The sequence below is a fragment of the Micromonospora sp. NPDC049004 genome (assembly GCF_040649315.1).
Taxonomy (GTDB): domain Bacteria; phylum Actinomycetota; class Actinomycetes; order Mycobacteriales; family Micromonosporaceae; genus Micromonospora.
In genome coordinates, this window is record NZ_JBEZFG010000005.1 from 527,195 (window position 1) to 548,833 (window position 21,639).

Consider the following 21,639-nt stretch of genomic DNA (forward strand, 5'->3'; position numbering starts at 1 on the left):
GCATCTGGCACGATCAACCCGCGTGGACCTGAGCGACCTGCAACTGAACCTGAGACAGCTGCTCAACCAGTGGGACCCGATAGGCGTCGCAGAGACCGCTCCGGACGAGTACGACTGCATGCTCGGCCCGTTGCTGGCGAGGTTGAGAGGCGGCGCGGGCCGGTCCGAGATCAGCGAGTTCCTGTGGCACGAGCTTGAGAACCATTTTGGGCTTGATCCCACCTGTCACGAGGTCGAGTCCGCCGCGGATCGACTCGTTGTCTGGTGGGCCACCGCCAGACCGGCTCCCTAGCGACAGCCCCTTGCGGTGTCCCAGTCAACCGACGCGCGAAGCCGACTTATGGCCCTGAGCACCTCGTCCCGATTGCTGGCGGCCTTGAGCCAGTTCGGCAGCCGCGCCACCAGCGTCATGCCACCCGGCTGCGGGCCCCGCTCGCGCAGTCGCGCACCGACGTATTCCTGCAAGAGGTCGAGGTGAGTACGGTTGAGCGCCCAGAGCGTCTTCCCGCCGCAGCACTGGACCGTCAGCCACAACGGCAAGCCGAAAAACGGATCTACCGGACCGCCCCAACACGACTCCCGAGATCCCTGTGGCGACCAGGACGCCGAGTACGCGCACCTCGTGCACGAGAGCCGACGGGGCCACGAGGGCACCCGCTTGTCGGCCGTTGGCCGTGCAGCGTTGATCGCCCGATGCCCGCAACGCGGACAGACGACGTAAATGTCCTCGGCCGCCATCTCGTACAGGCTGACCAACGGATCGCGGAAGCGATCCTGCCCCCCACCCTGCCGCTCGTCCACGACACAAACCATGCCGCACGTTGTCCAGCCGGGCGCGACACCCACGTGCCGGGCTGATCTGCCACGACGGTTCTGAGACCCGACATCGCCGGCAGCCCGGGAGGCTCCAATGAGCCCCGTGCCGCAAGCCGGTCGACTGCCCACCGGGAAGGCGCTGGTGGAAATGGAGCCCCCGGCCGGGATCGAACCGGCGACATCTCGCTTACAAGCTCTGTGCACGTCGTCCACGCTCGTCCGGGAACGGCTGCACGCTCGGAGCTTCGTCCATGCCCGAACTCGTCGGCGTGCTTGCGTCCGGCGTGGTTGCTGTCAGCGTTGCTGTCGACAGCCACTCTGCCGACAGGCATCGAAGGGGTCGAGTAGCCTAGGCTCCGTGACCACCAAGTATCTGACTCCTCGGCTTAGAACCCGCCTACCCAGGCGGGGCAAGTCCTGGGAGTCGCGTTGCTTGAAGTCAGTTCGTCGATCGCTGGTGGAGCTGCACCGTGGGCTCTTGCCGCCCTCGTTCTCGCTCCGTGCGTCCGGTATCTGCTGATCTGGATCATCTCGCTGTGGTCCTTAAGGGCAGACGAAGATGGGCGGAGTTACGCGCTCCGTCTCCTCAAGCTACTTCTTGCTGGCCAGGGCGGACCTGCCACTCGAAGCAGGCAACGGCGTGATGATGCCTAGCGGGTTGCACCCCCCAGAGCCCATGGGTGGCAGCACCAGTTCAATAACTACAGGTAAGCCGGGGCGACTCTCACTGGTCACCCGGTTGGCTACATGAAGTCACCTCAGCAAACGTCGTCGTCGCTGGTCGTACTTGGTCATGCGTATCAGACGGTTGACGGCCTGTTGACGGCCTGGCGGGACCAACTGGCTAGGGCTCCCGACATCGGCGAATGTCGGAGGCAGTCACACCCTTACGGCGGGTTTGGAAAGTGCTGAGCCCTTCTACCCTTCTACTACGCAAGCAGGTCGTAGAAGTGCTCAGACCCCTATCGCCGAGGAAGTGACATATGGGGTGGTTGCCACGCAAGGTGCTCCTTCGGCCAGTCCAAGCCGGCGTGGACTGGCCGATCGATCGGCTCACGAGGCTACGCAACCGCGTGACTTGGAGCCCGGGCTGATGAGTCGCCAGACATCGCCCCTCATCACACCCGCCAACGTCAGAGCGCTGCTCTCGCCGCTGGCGAAGGCGGTGACAGTAGGCGGCATCAGGTGGGCTCCCCTCCGAGGACTCAGCAAGGAGGGCACCGTGAGCGTCCGCACCACCCTGCCGGTCTTGTCCCCGTGCCTGCTGCGTCTCGTGGTGAACCCCCTGGCACCAAGCGAGCCCACGCTCCAGTACTTGGTTGGCGCAGGGCGAGACAAGTTCTCTGCCCGCCGCCTGTGCGTCAACACGGAGCATCGGCCCCTCAGTGGCACGCACAAGCACAAGGTAGAGCCCGGTTCGTCGGATGAGGGCGTCTACCAGCCTGTAGATATTCCTGAAGTTCCGCTTCAACCCAGGGTCGCTCCGGGTACTTACCGTGGGATCCTTGAAGCATTCGCCAACGAGTGCTTCATCGCGATAGCACCCGATTTCACCTGGTCAGAGCCGTGAGGAGGGCAGCGTGGACCCGACAATGACCGTGGGCGCGATCCTACGAACGATCAACGATCAAACCGTCGTACGGCCCTACGGCGATGGTCTCCTAGTAGATCTCCCGCTGACCTACGGTGACGGCGATGCCGTTCGAGTGCTCGTGGAGCCGATGGGCTCCGGCTTCCGCGTGTCAGACCGGGCAGTTGCTGCGACTCAGCTGTCCATGGCGGGCGTGAACGTGGCAACGGGACGACCTGCGGAGGCATTTGCAGAGACCGTGCGCAACGCAGGTTTGAGTGGGCTGAACACCGCCCCGGGAGAGCTTGCGACTTTTGGCACAGCACAGGAGCTCGGGCGCCTCGTCTTGGATGTGGCTCAAGCATCAATGCGGGTAGAGCAACTTCGCTGGCTGGCGGTTCGCCACTCTCTCACTAGGTTCCCAGACCGCGTCGTTGACCGCGTCCGAAGTTGGGCGCAGGACAGTCGCCACGTTCAGCGCGAAGCCCTTGTCTCGTTACGGTCCGGAAGGAAGCGTCAGGTTACGTTGCGGGTGTCCAGCAGGAGTCGCTCAGCCTATATCCAAGCGGTCAGCTCGCGCGATCGCGACCAGGCGGCCGAACACTGCTACTACATCTTCGACCTCTCAGATGTACCGAAGGAGAACCGCATCGCGGCTCTCGACGGTGGCCGTGAGGATTGGCCCAGTGAGATCATCAGCGAGTTGGCGTCCGTAGGAGATGTCGAGTTCTTCGCTGACCCGCTCAGTCTTGAACGTCAACTTGACAAGGTCGTGCCACCGCACCCTGCGTTACAGATGTAGTTGCTAACGATTCATACGAGACCCTCGCCTGTGAATTCTGCGTGCTCCGTTCAAGTGCCGCTGCCTGGCGATTGAAGTGCCCTTGACCCTCAGGCAATAAACGCGGCCTCGTGATCTGGCATGAGGCGAGCGCTGAGCTGCAAAGAGAGTCCTACACCGTCCTCCACAGTACGTGGGCGTCCGTTACGGTCGTCACTCGGTTAGTCACCCATCCGTGACGCCGGGAACGACCTCGTACACATGGCCTCGACATCGCGTAGCCCTTCATCCTCCTCATAGATGCAGGATGCGCAGATGGAAAGGTCCCGATCGCCGAGCCTCGGGTGAGCCTGCGGCACGTGCCCGCACTCGGGACAGGGCCGAACTTCCTCGCTGGTCACGTAGCGATCCTTGCAGGTGTGCGCGCTCAGCTTGGGAATCGCCTTGAATCACGATCCCTGCGCCTGGCGTTGGCTGTTCGTAGAAGCAGGGGTGAACTTGCTGCACTCTGGAACGGACCTCGGCTGACCGGTGTTGACCGTTGCGTCGGACACGGAACGGGCACGGCACGAGCGCCAGCCTGCGTCGGGGTCACCGCTTGCCACTTCGGCCAATCGAACATCCGTGCAGGACTGTCCAAGGTAGCTATAACCTTGAAGTCGCGGCGTATTATTAGCATGAGCCAGGACTTGCGGAATCGCGCACGAACCGGTCGTTCGAGGAAGTCAACTAACGCGCCTTGCAGCCCTAAGGCAAAAAGATATGGAGGGCGGCGGGCAAAGCGTGAGGGGTGACGCATCTTTGATAGGGCGACAGCATCCTCTTTCGCAACCCTCACCCGAAGCTGCATATCCGTGTAGCAATATTCGGCCGCTTCTACATACAGCCTCACAAGCCTCCACGGGAGACGCGCTTTTAGTAATGCCACTCTCGCGTCTTGCAGGCGGACCATCAGTTCGGAAAGCGAATTTTCGACGGTTTCCGGATCCGTGAGAGAACTGGTGCGCGGGCTGGCCGGCAAGAAACGCATCCGCGTCTGCGCCGCTCTGAGGCCCGGCACGATGTCTGATCCGGCGACAGCCACCAAACTCGCGCTGCGCAGCCTCGCCCGACGCTGGCTCGCCCTCCAAGCCGAGATCGACGATCTCGACAGCCACTTGGCCGCCCTCGTCACCGCCACCGCCCCGGATCTGGTCGCGCTGCCTGGCGTCGGAGTCGACACCGCTGGGCAACTCCTCGTCACCGCCGGCGACAACCCTCATCGCCTGCACTCCGAAACGGCTTTCGCCCGGCTCTGCGGCGTCGCCCCCATCCCGGCCAGCTCCGGACGCACCGACCGCCACCGCCTACACCGCGGCGGCGACCGCGACGCCAACCGCGCCCTCTGGCGCATCACCCTCGTCCGCATGCGCTGCCACCAGCCCACCAAGGACTACGTCACCCGCCGGATCAGCGAGGGCAAGACCAAGACCGAGATCATGCACTGCTTGAAACGCTACATCGCCCGAGACGCCTACCGGCTGCTCACGAACTCCGCTTAGCCAACATTGGTCTCGACACCACTGGCCAGATCCGGCACGCTGCACCGGTGGTGATCGACACCACCGGCACGTTCTGGCGCGGCGACGACTTCACCGACCTCGCCGACTACCTCCGCGAGTACCAGCCCGGCGGCTACCCGGTGGCTCGGGTCAAGGAGATGATCTGCCAACAGTGCGACGGCAAGACCTTCACGGTCCTCGCCGACGACGAGAACGGATGCGTACAGACACAGTGTCTGACCTGCGGCGACCACGCCTTGATCGCGGACAGTGCCGACCACTGGCAAGACGCCGACCCTGAGGAATGTGCCTGCCCATGCGGCGGTGAAGCCTTCCAGGCCGCGGTCGGGTTCGCCCTGCGCGCAGACGGTGAAGTCCGGTGGGTCAGCGTCGGGCTCCGATGCACCCAGGATGGCACCCTTGGCGTCTACACCGACTGGAAGATCGACTACTCCCCGACCGGCCACCTGCTGACCGACGCGGCAAGACCCGCGCGCCACCCGCTCTCTTGACAGAAATAGGAGCGTCCACTTCGCCGGCAGCCGTCCGTCCTCGTCGCTGATGCGCGACAGTCACAACTGAGCGTAGTGACGAGTGTGCCTTGCCGACCAGCCCACATAGCGGGCCGAATCTGGTTCGAGAGAGCCGACGGCTAACGTCTTGCGCACTTAGCTACAAAGGCATAGTGATGCGTTAGGGCGTCGCTGCCGGCCTGAGTGTTGCGGAGGGATCTTCTTACGGCTTCCAGTCCAATCGAGAGAGAGCCGGTTCCTAGCGACCCTGCGAGCATTGCCACCTCGGACGCAACGTTCGCTTGACCGATGATAGGCAGGACTGATACCGCACCGATCCCCCCGATAGCGAAGGACGCCAGGTGGGTGCGAAGGCGTGCCATTGAGTTGGTTCGAGCAACCGCCTCCCTAATCCTGGCCGCCCTCTCTTCCATCAGAGCCCGAACTTCCTCGATGCCCTCACCCTTCAAATCGTCAATGCTATTCATTGCGATCATGCGACGGGTTGCAGTGCGGAGATCGCATCGCCACTGTTCAAATGAGTCATCCTGACGAATCCGCACTAGTTGCCGCAGGTCTAGGTCCGCAGTGTCTGGGACAATTTCTTCGAGTAAGGCGGCGAGATGTACTGCCTCTGACCGATCAGCGAGCAGACTCTGGCGGTCGGGGCCGAGCAGCTCTTGAAGTTCCCCGTACTCTGCGTCGTTGTTCGCGAAGACATCGACAGCGCATCCTGAAGCTAGCGAGAAAATAATCCGCTGCCGAAGTTCGTGATTCAGATTGTTTACTGCCGGCTGCCCAACCTTCTCGGCAAATGCATCCAGGAGCCACGGCTCGTAATAGTTGCCATCCGAGCCGATAATTACGACCGTACCGGCCTCAACGAGTTCCTTCAACGACAGAAGAAGGTGGAGCGACGTTAATAGGAGGTCACGACACCACTCAAGCGACTTGCCCCGAATCGATGCCGAAGACAGCATCAGGAGTGGACTGTTGATGACAATTCTGTGAACGTATAGCAGTGCGGTCAGGCCATCGTCGTACGCTAAGGAAAGTTCTCGTCCTCTACTGGTTGCCCGCCAGTGGCTTTGAGGTATGAAATACGAAAGTTCTCCCGGCTGGCGAACTGGCAGAACGTCCGAGTGGGCCCTTAGGTACCAGGCCTCGACAAGCCGAGGGATGATAGATGCGGCGTTTCGAATCGCAGAGTCGATGGAGTCAGGCGACAATTCGTCACCCAGCACGTCTCGCACGATTGATAGGTCGTCACTCAAGTGCTTCACCTCAACTAGTCCAGACGCGCACCATATTTGCATCTTGCATCCATGCAAGTGATAGACCATGGTCTCCGACGGCACGCCAGCATGTGCGCTTAGGGCCACCCCTCGTCTGGTAGCCCACATCTTGACACGGTAGACGAGGCACTCAACTCGGCGAATCCGTGGGTATTGGCGCCGGCCCACTGCCTAGTCTCCCTGGCGCATGTCACTTTCGACTGACGGAGAACTGTCGTGCGTCTCTTGTCCGACGACGTCGTCGGCAGCTGCCGGCCTCGCCTGGTCGGCCACTAGACACGGGATGGTGCACGGGCTGGGTGGCTCCGTACCCTGTCGGCATGGCCGCCCTCGTCGACACCGCCCGGGAAGTTGCACGTCGCCTATTGGAAACGCCGTTGCCCCGTCGATGGAGTCACGTCCAGGCGGTCGCTGCCAAGGCGGACAGGATCAGCGCTGCGATCCCGGCAGAGGATCGCAAGGCGCTTGTAGCGTCGGCGTGGCTGCACGATGTGGGCTACAGCCCTGAGCTGGTCGACACTGGCTTCCACTCGCTCGATGGTGGCCGTTGGTTGCGCCGGGAACAGTTCAACGAGCGCATTGCTGCCCTGGTGGCTCATCACTCCTGCGCTTGGCTGGAGGCCGATGAGCGCGGGCTGGGCGAGGTGCTGGCTGCCGAGTTCCCTCGGGAGGAAACCGCCGCAACCGATGCTCTCTGCTGTGCCGACATGACGACCGGACCAGATGGTCAAGACTTCGAAGTGCTGGACCGGCTGGCAGAGATTCGGTCCCGGTACGGGCCGGAGCACTTGGTGACCCGGTTCATCGGCAGGGCCGAACCGGAGATGGTCGCTGCCGTGCAGCGGACTCAGCGCCGGCTCACCGGCGTCCGTCAGCCGATGTAGGGCTCGGAGCGTTCCTCGTAGCCGTGGCTGATGCGGAGCCGGGTCGACGGGTGGACGTCGAGCGCCGCCAGCTCGTCGCGGGCCACCCACCGGACTTCATGTGACTCGTCGCTCGGGGTTGGCGTACCGCTGATCGGTTCGGCGCGGAAGCAGAGCGAGAACTGCTGCCGCACCTCGCCATCTGAGTACTCGATGATGTGACCGGGGTCGGAGTAGACGCCGACCATCCCGGTCACCTCAACACTGATGCCGGTCTCCTCGCGGGTCTCTCGGACCGCCGTCTCCGCGACGGTTTCGCCGATCTCCTGGCCACCGCCTGGCAGGGACCACAGGCCGTTGTCGGTACGTTGGATGAGCAGCACCTGGCCATGCTCGTCCCGCACGAACGCCTCGCAACAAGGTCGGCAAAGGGCTCTCCGTCGACCAGGTACGGAAGATCCTGGACACCGCGACGGGCCATCGGCTCCATGCGCTCTACGTCGTGGCGGCGACCATGGGCCTTCGTCGAGGTGAGCTGGTCGGCCTCCGTTGGTCGGATCTCGACCTCGACGAAGGCACGCTACGGGTGCAGCAGACCGTGCAGCGAGTCGCCGGACAGCTCCACGTCCAGGACGCCAAGACCGAAGACTCAGAGGCGGTGTTGCCGCTGCCCGAGGTCACCTGGTTGACGCTGCTCGAACACCAGGAGCGGCAGCAGACCGAGCGGGAAGCGCTGGCGGAGGTCTGGGAGGAACACGACCTCGTGTTTCCCTCGGAGCGGGGCACTTCGATGGAGCCCACCAACCTCAGCCGCTCCTTCGCCCGGCTCCGGGAAACCGCCGGACTGCCTGGTGTTCGCCTGCACGACCTACGGCACACCGTGGTTTCGTTGCTGATGGAGCTGGGCGTCCCGCCGCACGTCGTCCAGGCCATCGCCCGGCACGCCGACGTGAAGATCACCCTCAAGGTCTACGCTCACGCCAACCTCGACGCGATGCGTCAGGCACTCGGCAAGCTCGACGGGAAGCTCTCGTGAGTGCCGTTGCTGTCAGCGTTGCTGTCAACCGGCCCGCTTGCGGCAACGCCCATCGGGAAAAGCCTTGTGGATATGGAGCCCCCGGCCGGGATCGAACCGGCGACATCTCGCTTACAAGGCGAGTGCTCTGGCCAGCTGAGCTACAGGGGCGCGTGCGTCGAGGTCAGCATAGCGACTGACGTCCGGATATCCCGCTCGCGAGGGCTCCCGAGCACGGGAAACGTCAACAACCCGACGCCCCACCGCCTTGAGGAGACGTCGATTGATACCTGCCCGTGCCCGAGTGCCCGGAATGCGTGGGCAATGGATCACTTCCGAGGGCCCCTCACCTTGGCAGCGCGGTGAAAGCCGTTTACGGTGCAGTGACACGGACGACACCACGGCCGCCCCCGCGGCCGACCCGCCGTCCGCTGACCGGCACGGGTACGTGCCGGTCGCTCCTTCACTCGGATCGTCCGGCACGTTCCTGCCGGTGAAAGGAAGCGCACCACCATGGCTACGGTCACCTATTCCAAGGCATCCCGGATCTACCCGGGCACCGAGCGTCCCGCCGTCAACGAGCTGAACCTCGAGATCGGCGACGGCGAGTTCCTCGTTCTCGTCGGCCCCTCCGGTTGTGGCAAGTCCACCAGCCTGCGCATGCTCGCCGGCCTGGAGGACGTCGACGCCGGCTCGATCTACATCGACCAGCGCGACGTCACCCACCTGCCCCCGAAGGCCCGCGACATCGCGATGGTCTTCCAGAACTACGCCCTCTACCCGCACATGACGGTGTACGAGAACATGGCGTTCGCCCTCAAGCTGCGCAAGACCTCCAAGTCGGAGATCGACCGGCGGGTCAAGGAGGCGGCCGGGCTGCTCCAGCTGGAGGAGTACCTGAGCCGCAAGCCGAAGGCGCTCTCCGGCGGTCAGCGTCAGCGTGTCGCGATGGGCCGGGCGATCGTCCGCGAGCCGCAGGTCTTCCTCATGGACGAGCCGCTGTCGAACCTCGACGCCAAGCTGCGCGTGCAGACCCGTACCCAGATCGCGTCGCTCCAGGCCAAGCTGGGCGTCACCACGGTCTACGTCACGCACGACCAGGTCGAGGCCATGACCATGGGCCACCGGGTCGCCGTGCTGCTCGACGGTGTGCTCCAGCAGGTGGACACCCCGCGGGCGCTGTACGACACCCCGGCCAACGTGTTCGTCGCCGGCTTCATGGGCTCTCCCGCCATGAACATCAAGACCGTTCCGCTGAACGAGCAGGGCGCCGAGTTCGCCGAGCTGCACATCCCGCTGACCCGCGAGCAGGTCGCTGCGGCCCGCGCCGAGGGTGGCGACGGCAAGGTGACCGTGGGCTTCCGCCCGGAGGACTGCGACCTGGTCAGCCCGACCGAGGGCGGCATGCCGGTCGTCGTCGAGCTGGTCGAGGACCTCGGCTCGGACGCCAACGTCTACGGGCACGCCGCGCTGGGCGGCAACTCGGAGCGCTTCGTCGTCCGCACCGACCGGCGCACCATGCCGAACATGGGCGACACCGTGTTCGTCAAGCCGCGCACCGGCCGCAGCCACGTCTTCCACGCCGCCACCGGCGGCCGGATCTGACGTAACGCCGTACCGGAAAGGGGCGGTCCGCTTCGGCGGGCCGCCCCTTTCGTCGTACCCGGGGAGGGTTTCTCACCCCCAGGTGCCAGCACCAATGTGGCTCCGCGGGGTGACTCGGCAGGGCGGGCCGCGCCCGTAGCGTCGCGGCACGCCCAACCCGAGGAGACGCCGTGTCCGCCACCGTTCACCCGATCACCAGTTCCCGGCTTGGCCGGACGGCCCGCCTGACCGGCCGCAGCCTCGCCTACTGCGCGGCGCTGGTGCCGGTCGCCCTGCTCGCGCTGGTGACCGCCCCGGTGGGTGGCGCCGGTGCGGCCGCCGCGCGGTGGCGCAGGCTCCGCACCGGACTGCTCGGAGCACCCCCGGTGCCCGCGCCCGACCGGCGACCCGGCCCGTTCAGCGTGCTCGGCCACGGGCTGCTCAGCCTGCTGCTCGGCCTCGTGGCCCTGCTGCCGCTCGGTGTTCAACTGCTGATGGTGCTGCGCGGCGTGCTGTACGGCATCGTCGACCGCGGCCCGTACGACCACTCCTGGGGTGGTCCGACCCGGGCCGGCGCGTGGGTGGCGCACTTCCTCGTCGGCCTGCCGATGGCCGCCGCAGCCCTGCTCGCGTTGATCGGCATCGCCGCCGTGCACCAGCGGCTGACCCGACGTCTCGACGGGGAGCGCGCCCCGGGGTGGCTGATTCCGGTCACGCTGCTGATCGCGGTGGCCGGGGCGCTGCTCTTCGTCGCCTGGCTCCACCAGATCTGACGACGAGGCCCCCTCCCGCACACCTGCGGGAAGGGGCCTCGTCGACAGTCGTTACAGCTCGACCGAGCGCCGGCGGGCGACCTCGGCGAGGGTGACCGCGGCGGCCACACTGGCGTTGAGCGACTCCACCTCGGAGATCATCGGGATGCTCACGGTCAGGTCGCAGGTCTCGCCGACCAGCCGGGACAACCCGCGCCCCTCCGAGCCGACCACCACCACCAGCGGCCCGACAGCGGCCTCCAGGTCGTACAGGTCGGTGTCGCCGTCGGCGTCCAGGCCGACCACCATGAAGCCGGCGTCGCGGCACGCCTTCAGCGACCGGGTCAGGTTGGTGACCTGGGCCACCGGCACCCGCGCGGCCGCGCCGGCGCTGGTCCGCCAGGCGGTCGCGGTGATCCCGGCAGCCCGCCGCTCGGGTACGAAGACACCCTGCGCGCCGAACGCGGCGGCCGAACGGATCACCGCGCCCAGGTTGCGCGGGTCGGTGACCCCGTCCAGCGCCACCAGGAGCGGCGCCTGCTGCTCAAGGGCCGCGGCGACCATGTCCTCGAAGGGCTGGTACGCGAAGGGCGGCACCTGCAACCCGACGCCCTGGTGCAGCACGCCGCCGGTCATCCGGTCCATCTCGGCGCGGCTGATCTCCAGGTTGGCGATGCCCCGGTCGGCGGCCGTCCGGATGATCTCGTTGATCCGGTCGTCCATGTCGATGCCCTGGGCGACGTAGAGCGCCGTCGCCGGCACCTGGGCGCGCAGCGCCTCCAGCACCGGGTTGCGCCCGACCAGCAGCTCCGGGGTGTCCTTGGACGGGTTGGACTTGCGACCCGGCGCGACCCGGGGGCCGCTCCGGCCGGCGGTCGGCCGACCACCCCGACCCGCGGCGCCACCCCGACTCGCCGGTACGCCCCGGCCACCGCCCTTGCCCCAGGTGGTGTCCTTGCTGCCCGGCTGGCCGATCTTGGGGACACGCCCCTCCTCGGCCGCCGCCCGGCGCTCCTTGTCCTGCTTCCAGGCGGTGCGCTGCGGCAGCTTCTCGGTGCCCGAGTAACCCTTGTGCCAGGGTCGCTCGTCGGCGGGCAGGGTGCGCCCGCGTCCGGCGAGGGAGTCCTTGTTCTTGCCGCCGGAGCCCTTGGGGGCGCCCGCCTTCGGCGTCAGTCGCCGGCCACGGCGCTGCGAGTTGCCGGCCATCAGTCCTGCTCTCCAATAGTCCAACGGGGGCCCTGGGGGGTGTCCTCGACCGCCACGCCGGCCAGCTTGAGCTGGTCGCGTACCGCATCGGCGGCGGCCCAGTCCTTGCGGCCCCGGGCCTGCGCGCGCTGCTCCAGGGCCAGCGCGATCAGGGAGTCCACCACGGCGCGCAGATCGTTCGAGCTGCCGCCGCCGGTCCAGGCCTCGTCGAAGGGGTCGATGCCGAGGATATCCAGCATCGCCCGTACCGCGGCCAGGGTGGTGCGGACGGTCACATCGTCGCCGGTGCTCAGCGCGGTGTTGCCGTCGCGCAGGTGCTGTTGCAGCACGGCCAGCGCGGCGGAGGTGTTGAGGTCGTCGTCCATGGCCGCGACGAAGCCGGCCGGCAGCTCACCGAGCTGCCCGGGGCCCACCCGCTCGGCGGCCCGCTGCACGAAGCCCTCGATCCGCCGGTACGCGGTGGCCGCGTCGCGCAGCGAGTCCTCCGAGTAGTCGATCACCGAGCGGTAGTGGGCGGCGGCGTAGTAGTAGCGCAGCTCCACCGGCCGCACGCCGAGCGAATCCACGTACGCCAGGTCGAGCGCGTTGCCGGCGGACTTGCCCATCTTGGCTCCGCCGATGCTGAGCAGCCCGTGGTGCACCCAGTAGCGGGCGAACGGCAACCCGGCCGCCTGGGACTGGGCGATCTCGTTCTCGTGGTGCGGGAACGTCAGGTCCAGACCACCGCCGTGGATGTCGAACTCCGGGCCGAGGTAGCGCCAGCACATCGCCGAGCACTCGATGTGCCACCCCGGGCGGCCCAGCCCCCACGGCGACGGCCAGTACGCGTCCGCCGGCTCGTCCGGCTTGGCGCCCTTCCAGAGGGCGAAGTCGCGCGGGTCCCGCTTGCCCCGGTCGGGGGCGTCCCCCGCCGACTGCATCGCGTCCGGCGACTGACCCGACAGCGACCCGTACGCCGGCCAGGACGCCACGTCGAAGTAGACGTCGCCGGAGCCGTCGGTGGCCGGGTACGCGTGCCCGTCCGCGATCAACTTCGTGATCAGCTCGTGCATCTCCGGGATGTGCCCGGTGGCGCGCGGCTCGTAGGTGGGTGCCAGCACGTTCAACGCCCGGTACGACTCGGCGAGGATCAACTCGTTGGCGTACGCGATCGACCAGAACGGCAGACCCCGCTCCCCCGCCTTGACGAGGATCTTGTCGTCGATGTCGGTCAGGTTGCGGATGAACGTGACCTCGTAGCCGGCGGCCAGCAACCAGCGACGCAGCACGTCATAGTCGACGCCGGACCGAAGATGACCGATGTGCGGCGGCGCCTGGAGGGTGAGACCACACAGGTAGACCCCCACCTTGCCGGCTTCCCGCGGGACGAAGTCCCGCACCGATCGGGTGGCGGTGTCATACAGGCGTAGCGTCACCGTACAAGGGTAGCCGTCCGCGCCTGTGCGGGTCCGCCGGTGCCGGGTCGTACGCTGCGTGCTGTGGATGAGACGGCGGGGTCCGGCCGGGCCGGGGAGACGTCCCAGACTCTCGACCGGGGTCTGCGACTGCTGCACCTGGTCGCCGACGCGCCGGCCGGGTTGACAGTCACCGAGGTGGCGACGCGACTCGGCATCGGCCGGGCGGCCGTCTACCGGCTCGTCGGCCCGCTGACGACGCACGGGATGCTGCGCCGCGACAGCGACGGCCGGCTCCGCCTCGGCGCCGGGGTGCTGCACCTGGCCCGACGCGCCCAGCCGCTGCTCGCCGAGGGGGCGCTGCCCGCGCTACGCCGGCTCGCCGAGCAGGCCGGCGCCACGGCACACCTGACAGTGGTGGAGGGCGGCGAGGGCGTCGCCCTGGCCGTGGTCGAGCCGAGCTGGACGTCGTTCCACGTCGCGTACCGGACCGGGGCGCGGCATCCCCTGGACCGAGGTGCCGCGGGTCGGGCGATCCTGGCCGGTCGGGGCGGCGCCGCGGAGCCGGTGAGCAGCAGCGGCGAGCTGCAGTCCGGGGCGTACGGGGTGGCCGCGCCGGTGCTCGGCGTGCCAGGTCTGGAGGCCAGCGTCGGGGTGGTCGCGCTCGCCCCGCTGGACGTCGACCTGATCGGTCCCCAGGTGCTCGCCGCCGCCACAGCCGTCACCGCCGCCCTCCGCTGACCCACCCGACCCTTGATCAACTCCACATCGCCGATATGGCGGCATCGCCAGCCTTGGACAGCGCCATAACGCCGCACTGGTGATGATCTCGCCGTATAACACGTCCATCGGGCTCGTGGCAGTTGTCCACAGGCACCTGCGGGGCGACCATCCGCCGCTGTCCACAGGGGTATCGGCCAGCACCTCGAGCGTCAGACGCTGGCCGCATGCCTCCGCACCCTCACCGGCCTCCTGCCCTTGCCTGGCAGGTGTTTCGTGGCTCCGCAGCGATTCGGCGGGGCTTGATCACCAGACATCAGTTGCGCGGCTCGTCATGGGTCCGACTCCGCCACGACGTGTACGCGGACGCGCGTCTCGAACGCACGCACGAGCTGGCCTGCCGTGCCGCAATCCTTCGGCTGCCGTCGCAGGCGATGATCGCCGGGCCCTCGTCGGCCTACCTGCACGGGATCGAGCATGCCGCCGGGTTCGATGACGACGTGCACGTGCTGCTGCCGAAGGTCGCCCGCGTCGACTCTCAACGCGGCCTTCACGTGCACGTGGTCAAATTCGATTCCGCTGCGACGCCCGGCCCCGCTCTGTCCATCGCACAACGGCCGGCTGTGGCGAGGGACGCCCTGCCCGACGCACGGCCGTCGACGCCACCGCTCCGGCGGACGCCAGCCTCACCGCCGACGCCAGTGTCACGGCGGACACCAGCCTCGCCGCCGACGCCGCTCAACGCACTGCCCGGCGAGCGGGGCGCTGCCGCTCTCCGCCGGACCGATCCGGCATCTGCGGCGTGGGAGACGGCGGTCTGGTTGGACCCGCTGCGTGCGATTGGAATTGTCGACTCGTTGCTCGCGACCGGTCTGACCACCCCGGCGGCGCTGACCGCCGTCGCCACCGCCAATGCCGACCGACCCGGCGGACGACGCGCGTGCTGGATCTTCGACGTCGCCGATGCAGGAGCGCAGTCACCACCCGAGTCGCAGCTACGGGTGCGTCTGATGCTGGGCGGGCTCCCCCGACCGGTCACCCAGCACCCGATCCGGCTGCCCGGCGGGCTGGTGCTCCATCCCGACCTGGCCTGGCCCGAGTTCCGGGTGGCGGTGGAGTACGACGGCCGATGGCACGCCGACCCGGAGCAACTGCACCGCGATCGTCGACGGCTCAACCTTCTCGTCGGTGCGGGGTGGTTGGTGTTGCACGTGACGAGCAGACGGCTCCAGAAGGAGTTCCCCGCCGTGCTCACCGAGGTTCGGTCGGCCCTGATCTCCCGCGGCTGGCGGCGCTGATCGCCACCAACCGTGATCGACTCCAGGTCGCCGAAATGGCTGTATCAGACGGACGGGATACCCCCACCTCCGCGACCTGGAGTCGATCAAGCCCGAGGCCCGGACGCCGACGAGGCCCGGTCGACGAGCGTCGACCGGGCCTCGCGGTGGTGACTTACGGGCGGGCGTTCGGCTTGAGCGGGGTCTTCACCGCCGCGTACGCGTCGACGATTCCGTACCCGTAGAAGCCGTTGAAGTTGACCCCACCGGCGCAGTACGCGTCGTAGGTCTCGTCCCGGCCCTCGTTGCGGTACTGCTGGAGGCGCGGCTCCGGGCAGGCGTGCTCGGCTGCCGTGCGGTAGAGGTGCTGCTCGACCACGTCCGGCGACATGCCGAAGCCACCCCGGCCCTGCGGCTTGCCGTACCGGCTGACGATCAGCGCGGCGACACCGGCGGCGTGCGGGGACGCCATCGAGGTGCCCTGGAGGTAGGTGTAGTAGCCGCACTCACCGTTGGGCTTGCACTGCTTGAAGACGCTCGTGGCGACCCGCGGGTCGATGTTGCCGTTCGCGTCCACCTTCGGGTCCGGGATGGTGGTGGAGATCGGCTCCTCCTGGAGCACCTTCAGCGGGTAGCTGGAGAGGATCCGGTTGCCGGGGGTGTTGTACGTCGGGGTCCCGAACCCGTCCCGGGCCCACCCACCCGGCGCGGCGACGGAGATCTGCTCGGTGCCGTAGTTGGAGAAGTCCGACTTCTTGCCCGACGGACCGACCGACGACACGCCGATCACGTGCGGGCCCTCGGTGGGCAGGTCCCAGCAGCTGTTGTTGTCGATCGGCCGGGGGTACGGGTCGGCGCCGTAGTCCGGGCTCGTGGTGTCCGTACGCGGTGCGCCCAGGTCCTCGTTGCCGTTGCCGAGCGCGCCGACCAGGGTGACGCCCTTATTGTGCGCGAAGATCAGCGCCCGCTTCATCGCCTTGATGATGGCCCGCTGCTCGGCCTGCGCCTGCGCCGAGTCGGCCGGGTTGGCGGTGCAGTTGTAGAGCCACGGGTCGACGTAGAACGACATGTTGACCACGTCGATCCCGGACCGGCCTGCGTAGATCAGGGCGTTGACCACCGGGTTGAGGAAGAAGTAGCCGGAGTCCTGGCCACCCTTGAGCTCGACCAGGGAGACGTTCGGGGCGACACCGGAGAGGCCGAAGCCGTTGGCGGCGGCGCCGATGGTGCCGGCCACGTGGGTGCCGTGCCCGCCGTCGTCGGTGCCGACGGCGTCGAGGCAGCTCGGCACCTCGCACGGCCCGTCCACATCGGTCATGTCGGGTGCGAAGTTGCGCGACAGCGACCAGTTGAAGTTCGGCGCGATGTCCGGGTTGCTGGCGTCGACGCCGGTGTCCAGGACGCCGACGGTGACCCGACGGTCGCCGGGCTCGACCTTGCGGGCCTCGTCGGCCCGGATCATCTTCAGACCCCAGAGCTTCTCGTCGAGCGGGTCCAGCTTGGCACCCTTCTTCCCGGCACCGGCCGCACCGGCAGCGCCGGCCGCGCCAGCTGCGCTCGCAGCACCGGCCGCGCCAGCAGCCTGCTCCTGCTCGACCCGGTCCAGCTTCGGCTTGCGGCCGATGGCCTTCTGCTCGGCCGCGCCGATCAGGCTCGGGGCTGCCGTCGCCCTGGCCGCGAAGTCGGCCCGATCACTGGTGACCTGGAACATGCCGACCTCGTCGGACCGGGACACCACGGTGCCGCCGGCCGCCTGGATGGCGGCGACAGCCGTGTCGGCGGCGAAGCCGTCCTCGGCCACGACAGTGAAGGTGCGGGAGGTGCTCGGCGCGGCGGTGGCCGGTACACCCAGGCCCGCTGCCGTAAGTGCCAGTGTTGCCGCGGTCGCGACGGCACCGGCGGTGAAGCGCTTGCTCACCACATCGGATCCTCTCGTTGAGGGACGTGGCAGCCATCACACAACACCTGCCGGCTTTACGCCAGGTGAACGTCCGTTATGGCGGTGAATCTCTCCTTCATCCGCCCAGCTCGATGCCCACGTCCACCCGGTCGGCCGATCCCGTCGCCAGTTCCGACAGGACCATCGGCAGGTCGGCCAGGGTGGCCACCTCCGCGTCGGGGGTGACCCCGGCCGGGCGGGGCAGCCCGTACCGGTTCAGCCACACCGACCGCAGGCCGGCCCGTCGGGGTGCCACCACGTCGTGCTCCCACGAGTCACCGACGTACACGATCTGCTCGGCGGGGACCCCGGCGGTCGCGACCACCGCCGCGTAGAACTCCGGGGCGGGCTTCTTGGGCAGGCCGTTCTCGTGCGCGTACATCTCGAAGGCGAACTCCCCGGCGAGCCCGCAGCGTTCGGCGCGGCTGTTGCCGTTGGTGGCGAAGCCCAGCGTGTACCGGGTGCGCAGCGCGGCCAGGGCCGGCGGGACGTCCGGGAAGGGTCGGGTGAGGGCGAAACGGCGGGCGAAGAAGAGGGCGGCGATCTCGTCCAGGTGGTCGTCGAGCCCGGCGCGGGCCAGCGACCGGGCCAGCGCGGCGCGGCGGATCTCCAGCACCGGAGCGACGCTCAGCTCGCCGAAGACGGCATCCCAGTCGGACTCCAGCTCGGCGAGCGTCACGTCGGCGGCGTCCGGCGTTCGACGGCGCATCTCGTCGAGGACGGTCACCAGCCCGGCGGTCACCGCCGGCCGCAGGTCCAGCAGGGTCTCGTCGGCGTCGAACACCACTGTGGTCAGCACGGGTACCACTCTCTCACCGGGTGGTTGCCGCCAGCGCGGGCTCACCGGGGGCGGGCGCGGGCGTACCGCGCAGTTCGTCGAGGCGCACCAGGGCGACCCCGGCGATGATCAGCGCGCCGCCGAAGAGCTGCCACGCGGTCGGCAGTTCGTCGAGGAACAGCCAGGCGATCAGCACCGCGAACAGCACCTCGGTCAACCCGACGAACGACGACAGCCGGGGCCCGAGGATGCGGGTGCCGGCGATGCCGGCGAGGTAGGCGATCACGGCGGCGACCAGGGTGAGCCCGACGATGGGCAGCAGCCAGGAGGTGCGGTGCCCGGCGAACGCGACATCGCCGAACGTGGCGCGCAGCGGCAGCAGACCGGTCAGCCCGACGAGGAGCAGCACGGCCGCGCCGACGGCCATCCCGCCGCTGGCCATGGCGACCGAGGGCAGCCGGGGGTCGACCCGTCCGGCGAGCACGAAGTAGCCGGCCAGGCCGAACGCGGCACCCAGCCCCCACAGCACGCCGACCGGGTGGAAGCCGGCGGTGCCGGTGATATCCAGGACGAAGGCCAGCCCGCACAGGGCGGCGGCCGAGCCGGCCACGGTGAGCCGCCGGGGGCGTTGACCGTGCCGCAGCCACATCCAGCCGACGACCAGGATGATGCCCAGGTATTCCAGCAGGAGCGCGATGCCGACCGGCAGGTAACGCACGGCGTTGAAGAAGCACACCTGCGCCAGGGCGACCCCCAGCAGCCCGAACATCACGACCGCCGCGCTGTTGCTGCGCAGCACGTGCCACCTGCCACGCAGGGACAGCACTGCGGGGATCGCCAGCACCAGGGCGGCCACGCCGACCCGCGCGATCACGGCGGCCTCGGCCGACCAGCCGGCTTCGATGAGCGACCGCGCGAAGGTGCCCGAGGTGGCGAACGTGACTGCGGAGAGCAGCGCCAGCGCAGCGCCGGCGGCGGGTCGTGACTGCATCTCGCGCTCCTCGGGGACGACACGGTGTCATGAGCAAACTATCCTTGTGCTCATGACGCTAGGCGGCCACCGTGACAGGAGTCAAGTTGCTATTCGCTCATGACACCGAATGTTCGTTGATCGCCGCCACCGCGTTGGTCAACACCGCGGGCCGCGACGGCGAGCTGCTGCCCGACGTCGCCGCGCTGGACGCCTTCTTCACCCGGCACGCCTACAGCGGGCGCCACGAGCACACCGACGCCGAGCTGCGCGCCGTGCGGCAGTTGCGCCCCCGGCTGCGCCGGATCTGGCACGCCGAACCGCCCGAGGTCGTCGCCATGGTCAACGCCCTGCTGCTGGAACACCGGGCGTTGCCGCAGCTCATCGAGCACGACGACGAGCCGTACCACCTGCACGCCGTGCCCCGCGACGCGCCGCTGGCCACCCGGATGGCGGTGGAGGCGGCGATGGCGATCGCCGACCTGGTCCGCATGGGCGAGCTGAGCCGGTTGCGGATCTGCGAGTACCCGGACTGCGACAACGTCGTCGTCGACCTGTCCCGCAACCGGTCGCGGCGGTTCTGCGAGGCCGGCTGCGGCAACCGGGCCGCCGTGACCGCCTACCGCGCCCGCAGGGCCGCCGGCAGGTCCTGAGGGACGTCGGCCCGCAGCTCGTACTCCACCTCGCCGTGCTCGGTCCCCGGGATCGGGTCGTCGAACTGGAGGTGGAAGGTGCGCACGTGGCGCAGCCCCGCCTTCACCATCACCCGCCGGGACCGCTCGTTGACAGCCATCGTCTGCGCCCACACCCGACGCACACCCACGACGTCCAGGGCGTACCGGACCAACGCCCGCGACCCCTCGGTGGCCAGGCCGCGCCCCCACGTCGCGCGGCGCAGCCGGTAGCCCAACTCGGCCTCGGCGCCGTCCTTTGACGGATCGAGGGCGAACCAGCCCAGGAAGTCACCGGTCTCCCGATCGAGGGCCGCCCACCGACCGAGGCCGGGATGCCTGTCGTACTGGGCGAGCAGCTTCGGCAGGTGCTCGCCCTGAACTGTGGCGCGCGGGGTGGCGACGCCGCCGGTGAGGAAACGCATCACCTCGGGATCGCTGTCCAACTCGACCAACGCGTCCACATCGGCAACGGTCAACCGCCGGAACCGCAGCCGCTCGCTCCCTGGAGGAACCAGGTCGTCGCCATCCATGGCTGGATCATTGCGCCCGCCCGACGACCCCGTCGAGGCCTTTTCCGACCCGCGATCACCGTCGCGCGCCAGGCCGTCGCGTCAGCGCGGGGGCGCGACCACGAAGAGCCGCCAGGAGTACGCGTCGACCACGAGCACGGGCCCGTCCGGGTCCTTGCTGTCTCGCACCCCGACCACGCCCCCAAGGTTCGTAGCCACCTCGACGCAGTTGCCGTCCTGGTTGCTGCGGCTGCTCTTGCGCCACCGAGCGTCCGTCAACTCCACGATTCGGCCACCTCGCTCATCAACTCGATGGAAGCCTGCGGGGGCAGGGCTTCGCCCAAGGTAGCCTCCCAGACCCGCTGCAACCGCGCCAGATCCTGCTCCTGGTCCAGCTCCTGGCCGCGAACCTGGCTGTCCAGGTAGGCCACTTCCGTGCCGTCGGGCAGGGCCGCGAGCGCGAACGGTCCGCCGAGCCCCGGGTACTCCTCGGCGGATCGCGGCACCACGTGCAGCCGGACCCGAGGGTGCCCCGTGGCGATGCTGGCCAGGTGCAGCGCCTGATCGCGCATCACCTTCCGCTCGCCCACCCGCCGCCGCAGCACTGCCTCGTCCAACACGGCCACGATCTGCGGCGCACGTTCGCTGTGCAGGACGTCCTGGCGGTCCATTCGCTCGGTCACTCGGCGTTCGACCTCGTCAGAGGCAAGCAGGCCGCCAGCTTCGAAGACCGCGCGCGCGTATCCCTCGGTCTGGAAGAGCCCCGGTACATACCGGGGCTCGTACCAGCGGACCGTGCGCGCCTGCTCCAGGAGCGCCTGCCAGCCGCGTAGCCACGGCTGGGTCCGGTCCATGCTTACCAGCTCGCTCGACATGCGGGTGAAGAGGCCGCCGGTGTCCAGGGCACGGTCGACGAGTTCCAGGTACTTGCCGGTTGGCGGCTGCTGGCCCAGCTCGACGGCGCTGACCATGGACGGCGAGTAGTTGACCGCCTTGGCCAGCTCGTCCTGACTCCAACCCCGGCGGACGCGCGCCCGGCGCAGCTCGGTGACCAGGAACGCCGCCGCCGTCATCTGCCCATCGGCCATGACCTGCCGCCTCTCCACCCCGTCGACGATCAACTCCAGCCGGCCGCCAGCGGCATCACCACCGGAAACAGGACGGCTGTGACGACCCGGCAAAACCCTTCCGACCGTAGTCGCCCGATCACCAGACTGTGAAGTGCGGCACCGCTCCCCGTCCCCCGGGCCCGGCGGCGTCGCGCGGGACCGCCCGAACCCCCGTGCCGGGCGGTCCCACCCCCAGGCTGGGCGAACTATTCGAGATCTTGGACAGTTTCCGTTAGCCAGGCGGGCTCAACCGGTGGTTGCAACACCGAGTAGCTGGGCCATTTTCTCACCGGGGGTGGCCCAGCCGAGGGTCATGCGGGGGCGGTCGTTGAGT

21 protein-coding genes, 1 tRNA gene and 1 pseudogene are annotated in these 21,639 nt (G+C 68.2%); 11 read left to right on the forward strand and 12 right to left on the reverse strand.

Translation table 11 applies throughout. The features are described 5' to 3' along the window. Positions 1-22: 22 nt before the first annotated feature. From AB0B97_RS18720 to AB0B97_RS18735, 4 genes are all read left to right on the forward strand, one after another. Positions 23-292, forward strand: coding sequence for a hypothetical protein (locus AB0B97_RS18720; RefSeq protein WP_357494913.1), 270 nt, complete (start codon positions 23-25; stop codon positions 290-292). Between the two features lie 2,104 nt (positions 293-2,396). Beyond that, positions 2,397-3,188 carry a hypothetical protein gene (locus tag AB0B97_RS18725; protein WP_357494915.1) on the forward strand — a complete coding sequence of 264 codons (792 nt, stop codon included), beginning with the start codon at positions 2,397-2,399 and terminating at the stop codon, positions 3,186-3,188. Positions 3,189-4,156: 968 nt separating this feature from the next. Then, the gene (locus AB0B97_RS18730) at positions 4,157-4,708 is read left to right on the forward strand and encodes a transposase (RefSeq protein ID WP_357494916.1); all 552 of its coding nucleotides are present in this window, start codon (positions 4,157-4,159) and stop codon (positions 4,706-4,708) included. A gap of 47 nt (positions 4,709-4,755) precedes the next feature. Continuing rightward, positions 4,756-5,220: a hypothetical protein gene (locus AB0B97_RS18735; RefSeq protein ID WP_357494918.1), complete on the forward strand. Its 465-nt coding sequence runs from the start codon at positions 4,756-4,758 to the stop codon at positions 5,218-5,220. A 140-nt stretch (positions 5,221-5,360) separates the two neighbouring features. Here AB0B97_RS18735 and AB0B97_RS18740 read toward each other — a convergent pair whose 3' ends face one another. After that, positions 5,361-6,464 (reverse strand): hypothetical protein, encoded by a 1,104-nt coding sequence (locus AB0B97_RS18740; RefSeq protein ID WP_357494920.1) that lies wholly within the window; start codon positions 6,462-6,464, stop codon positions 5,361-5,363. Between the two features lie 371 nt (positions 6,465-6,835). On the opposite strand from AB0B97_RS18740, the gene AB0B97_RS18745 reads away from it, so the two are divergent. Next, positions 6,836-7,399 carry an HD domain-containing protein gene (locus AB0B97_RS18745; protein WP_357494922.1) on the forward strand — a complete coding sequence of 188 codons (564 nt, stop codon included), beginning with the start codon at positions 6,836-6,838 and terminating at the stop codon, positions 7,397-7,399. Here the strand turns inward: AB0B97_RS18745 and AB0B97_RS18750 are convergent. Continuing rightward, complete coding sequence (locus AB0B97_RS18750; RefSeq protein WP_357494924.1) at positions 7,387-7,782, reverse strand: NUDIX domain-containing protein; 396 nt, start codon at positions 7,780-7,782, stop codon at positions 7,387-7,389. The genes AB0B97_RS18745 and AB0B97_RS18750 overlap by 13 nt on opposite strands. Positions 7,783-7,823: 41 nt before the next feature. Here AB0B97_RS18750 and AB0B97_RS18755 point away from each other — a divergent pair. Then, positions 7,824-8,414: pseudogene (locus AB0B97_RS18755) on the forward strand (site-specific integrase); the annotation flags it as partial. A 73-nt stretch (positions 8,415-8,487) separates the two neighbouring features. Here AB0B97_RS18755 and AB0B97_RS18760 read toward each other — a convergent pair. After that, a tRNA-Thr gene (locus AB0B97_RS18760) sits at positions 8,488-8,564 on the reverse strand. A 342-nt stretch (positions 8,565-8,906) separates the two neighbouring features. On the opposite strand from AB0B97_RS18760, the gene ugpC reads away from it, so the two are divergent. Beyond that, entirely contained in the window at positions 8,907-9,998 is a 1,092-nt protein-coding gene (gene ugpC / locus AB0B97_RS18765; RefSeq protein WP_357494926.1) for a sn-glycerol-3-phosphate ABC transporter ATP-binding protein UgpC, read from the forward strand. Between the two features lie 170 nt (positions 9,999-10,168). Further along, on the forward strand, positions 10,169-10,750 hold the full coding sequence (locus AB0B97_RS18770) for a hypothetical protein (RefSeq protein ID WP_357494928.1): 582 nt from the start codon (positions 10,169-10,171) through the stop codon (positions 10,748-10,750). Between the two features lie 51 nt (positions 10,751-10,801). Here AB0B97_RS18770 and rlmB read toward each other — a convergent pair whose 3' ends face one another. After that, positions 10,802-11,935 (reverse strand): 23S rRNA (guanosine(2251)-2'-O)-methyltransferase RlmB, encoded by a 1,134-nt coding sequence (rlmB, locus tag AB0B97_RS18775; protein ID WP_357494930.1) that lies wholly within the window; start codon positions 11,933-11,935, stop codon positions 10,802-10,804. After that, the gene (gene cysS / locus AB0B97_RS18780; protein ID WP_357494932.1) at positions 11,935-13,350 is read right to left on the reverse strand and encodes a cysteine--tRNA ligase; all 1,416 of its coding nucleotides are present in this window, start codon (positions 13,348-13,350) and stop codon (positions 11,935-11,937) included. Before cysS ends, rlmB begins: the two co-directional genes overlap by 1 nt. A 63-nt stretch (positions 13,351-13,413) precedes the next feature. Here cysS and AB0B97_RS18785 point away from each other — a divergent pair, with 63 nt between their 5' ends. Continuing rightward, positions 13,414-14,070, forward strand: a complete 657-nt coding sequence (locus tag AB0B97_RS18785) for a helix-turn-helix domain-containing protein (protein ID WP_234583368.1) — start codon at positions 13,414-13,416, stop codon at positions 14,068-14,070. A gap of 311 nt (positions 14,071-14,381) precedes the next feature. Here the strand turns inward: AB0B97_RS18785 and AB0B97_RS18790 are convergent, their stop codons facing one another. Then, a complete protein-coding gene (locus tag AB0B97_RS18790; RefSeq protein ID WP_357494934.1) occupies positions 14,382-14,609 on the reverse strand; it encodes a hypothetical protein in 228 nt (75 codons plus the stop codon). 297 nt (positions 14,610-14,906) lie between these two features. On the opposite strand from AB0B97_RS18790, the gene AB0B97_RS18795 reads away from it, so the two are divergent. Then, a complete protein-coding gene (locus AB0B97_RS18795; protein WP_234583370.1) occupies positions 14,907-15,347 on the forward strand; it encodes a DUF559 domain-containing protein in 441 nt (146 codons plus the stop codon). Between the two features lie 154 nt (positions 15,348-15,501). Here AB0B97_RS18795 and AB0B97_RS18800 read toward each other — a convergent pair whose 3' ends face one another. The 3 genes from AB0B97_RS18800 to AB0B97_RS18810 all read right to left on the reverse strand — a co-directional run bounded on the left by AB0B97_RS18800 (position 15,502) and on the right by AB0B97_RS18810 (position 19,034). After that, complete coding sequence (locus AB0B97_RS18800; RefSeq protein WP_357494936.1) at positions 15,502-17,244, reverse strand: S8 family serine peptidase; 1,743 nt, start codon at positions 17,242-17,244, stop codon at positions 15,502-15,504. Positions 17,245-17,341: 97 nt separating this feature from the next. After that, positions 17,342-18,064, reverse strand: coding sequence for an HAD family hydrolase (locus AB0B97_RS18805; RefSeq protein WP_357494938.1), 723 nt, complete (start codon positions 18,062-18,064; stop codon positions 17,342-17,344). Positions 18,065-18,077: 13 nt separating this feature from the next. Further along, positions 18,078-19,034 carry a DMT family transporter gene (locus AB0B97_RS18810; protein ID WP_357494940.1) on the reverse strand — a complete coding sequence of 319 codons (957 nt, stop codon included), beginning with the start codon at positions 19,032-19,034 and terminating at the stop codon, positions 18,078-18,080. An 86-nt stretch (positions 19,035-19,120) separates the two neighbouring features. Here AB0B97_RS18810 and AB0B97_RS18815 point away from each other — a divergent pair, with 86 nt between their 5' ends. Continuing rightward, positions 19,121-19,666 carry a CGNR zinc finger domain-containing protein gene (locus tag AB0B97_RS18815; RefSeq protein WP_234583374.1) on the forward strand — a complete coding sequence of 182 codons (546 nt, stop codon included), beginning with the start codon at positions 19,121-19,123 and terminating at the stop codon, positions 19,664-19,666. Here the strand turns inward: AB0B97_RS18815 and AB0B97_RS18820 are convergent. From AB0B97_RS18820 to AB0B97_RS18830, 3 genes are all read right to left on the reverse strand, one after another. Then, positions 19,633-20,217, reverse strand: coding sequence for a GNAT family N-acetyltransferase (locus AB0B97_RS18820; protein ID WP_357494942.1), 585 nt, complete (start codon positions 20,215-20,217; stop codon positions 19,633-19,635). The two genes, AB0B97_RS18815 and AB0B97_RS18820, sit on opposite strands and share 34 nt — an antisense overlap. Before the next feature lie 81 nt (positions 20,218-20,298). After that, positions 20,299-20,481, reverse strand: coding sequence for a DUF397 domain-containing protein (locus AB0B97_RS18825; protein WP_234583376.1), 183 nt, complete (start codon positions 20,479-20,481; stop codon positions 20,299-20,301). Next, complete coding sequence (locus tag AB0B97_RS18830) at positions 20,472-21,284, reverse strand: helix-turn-helix transcriptional regulator (RefSeq protein ID WP_357494945.1); 813 nt, start codon at positions 21,282-21,284, stop codon at positions 20,472-20,474. Before AB0B97_RS18830 ends, AB0B97_RS18825 begins: the two co-directional genes overlap by 10 nt. Positions 21,285-21,639 lie beyond the last annotated feature (355 nt).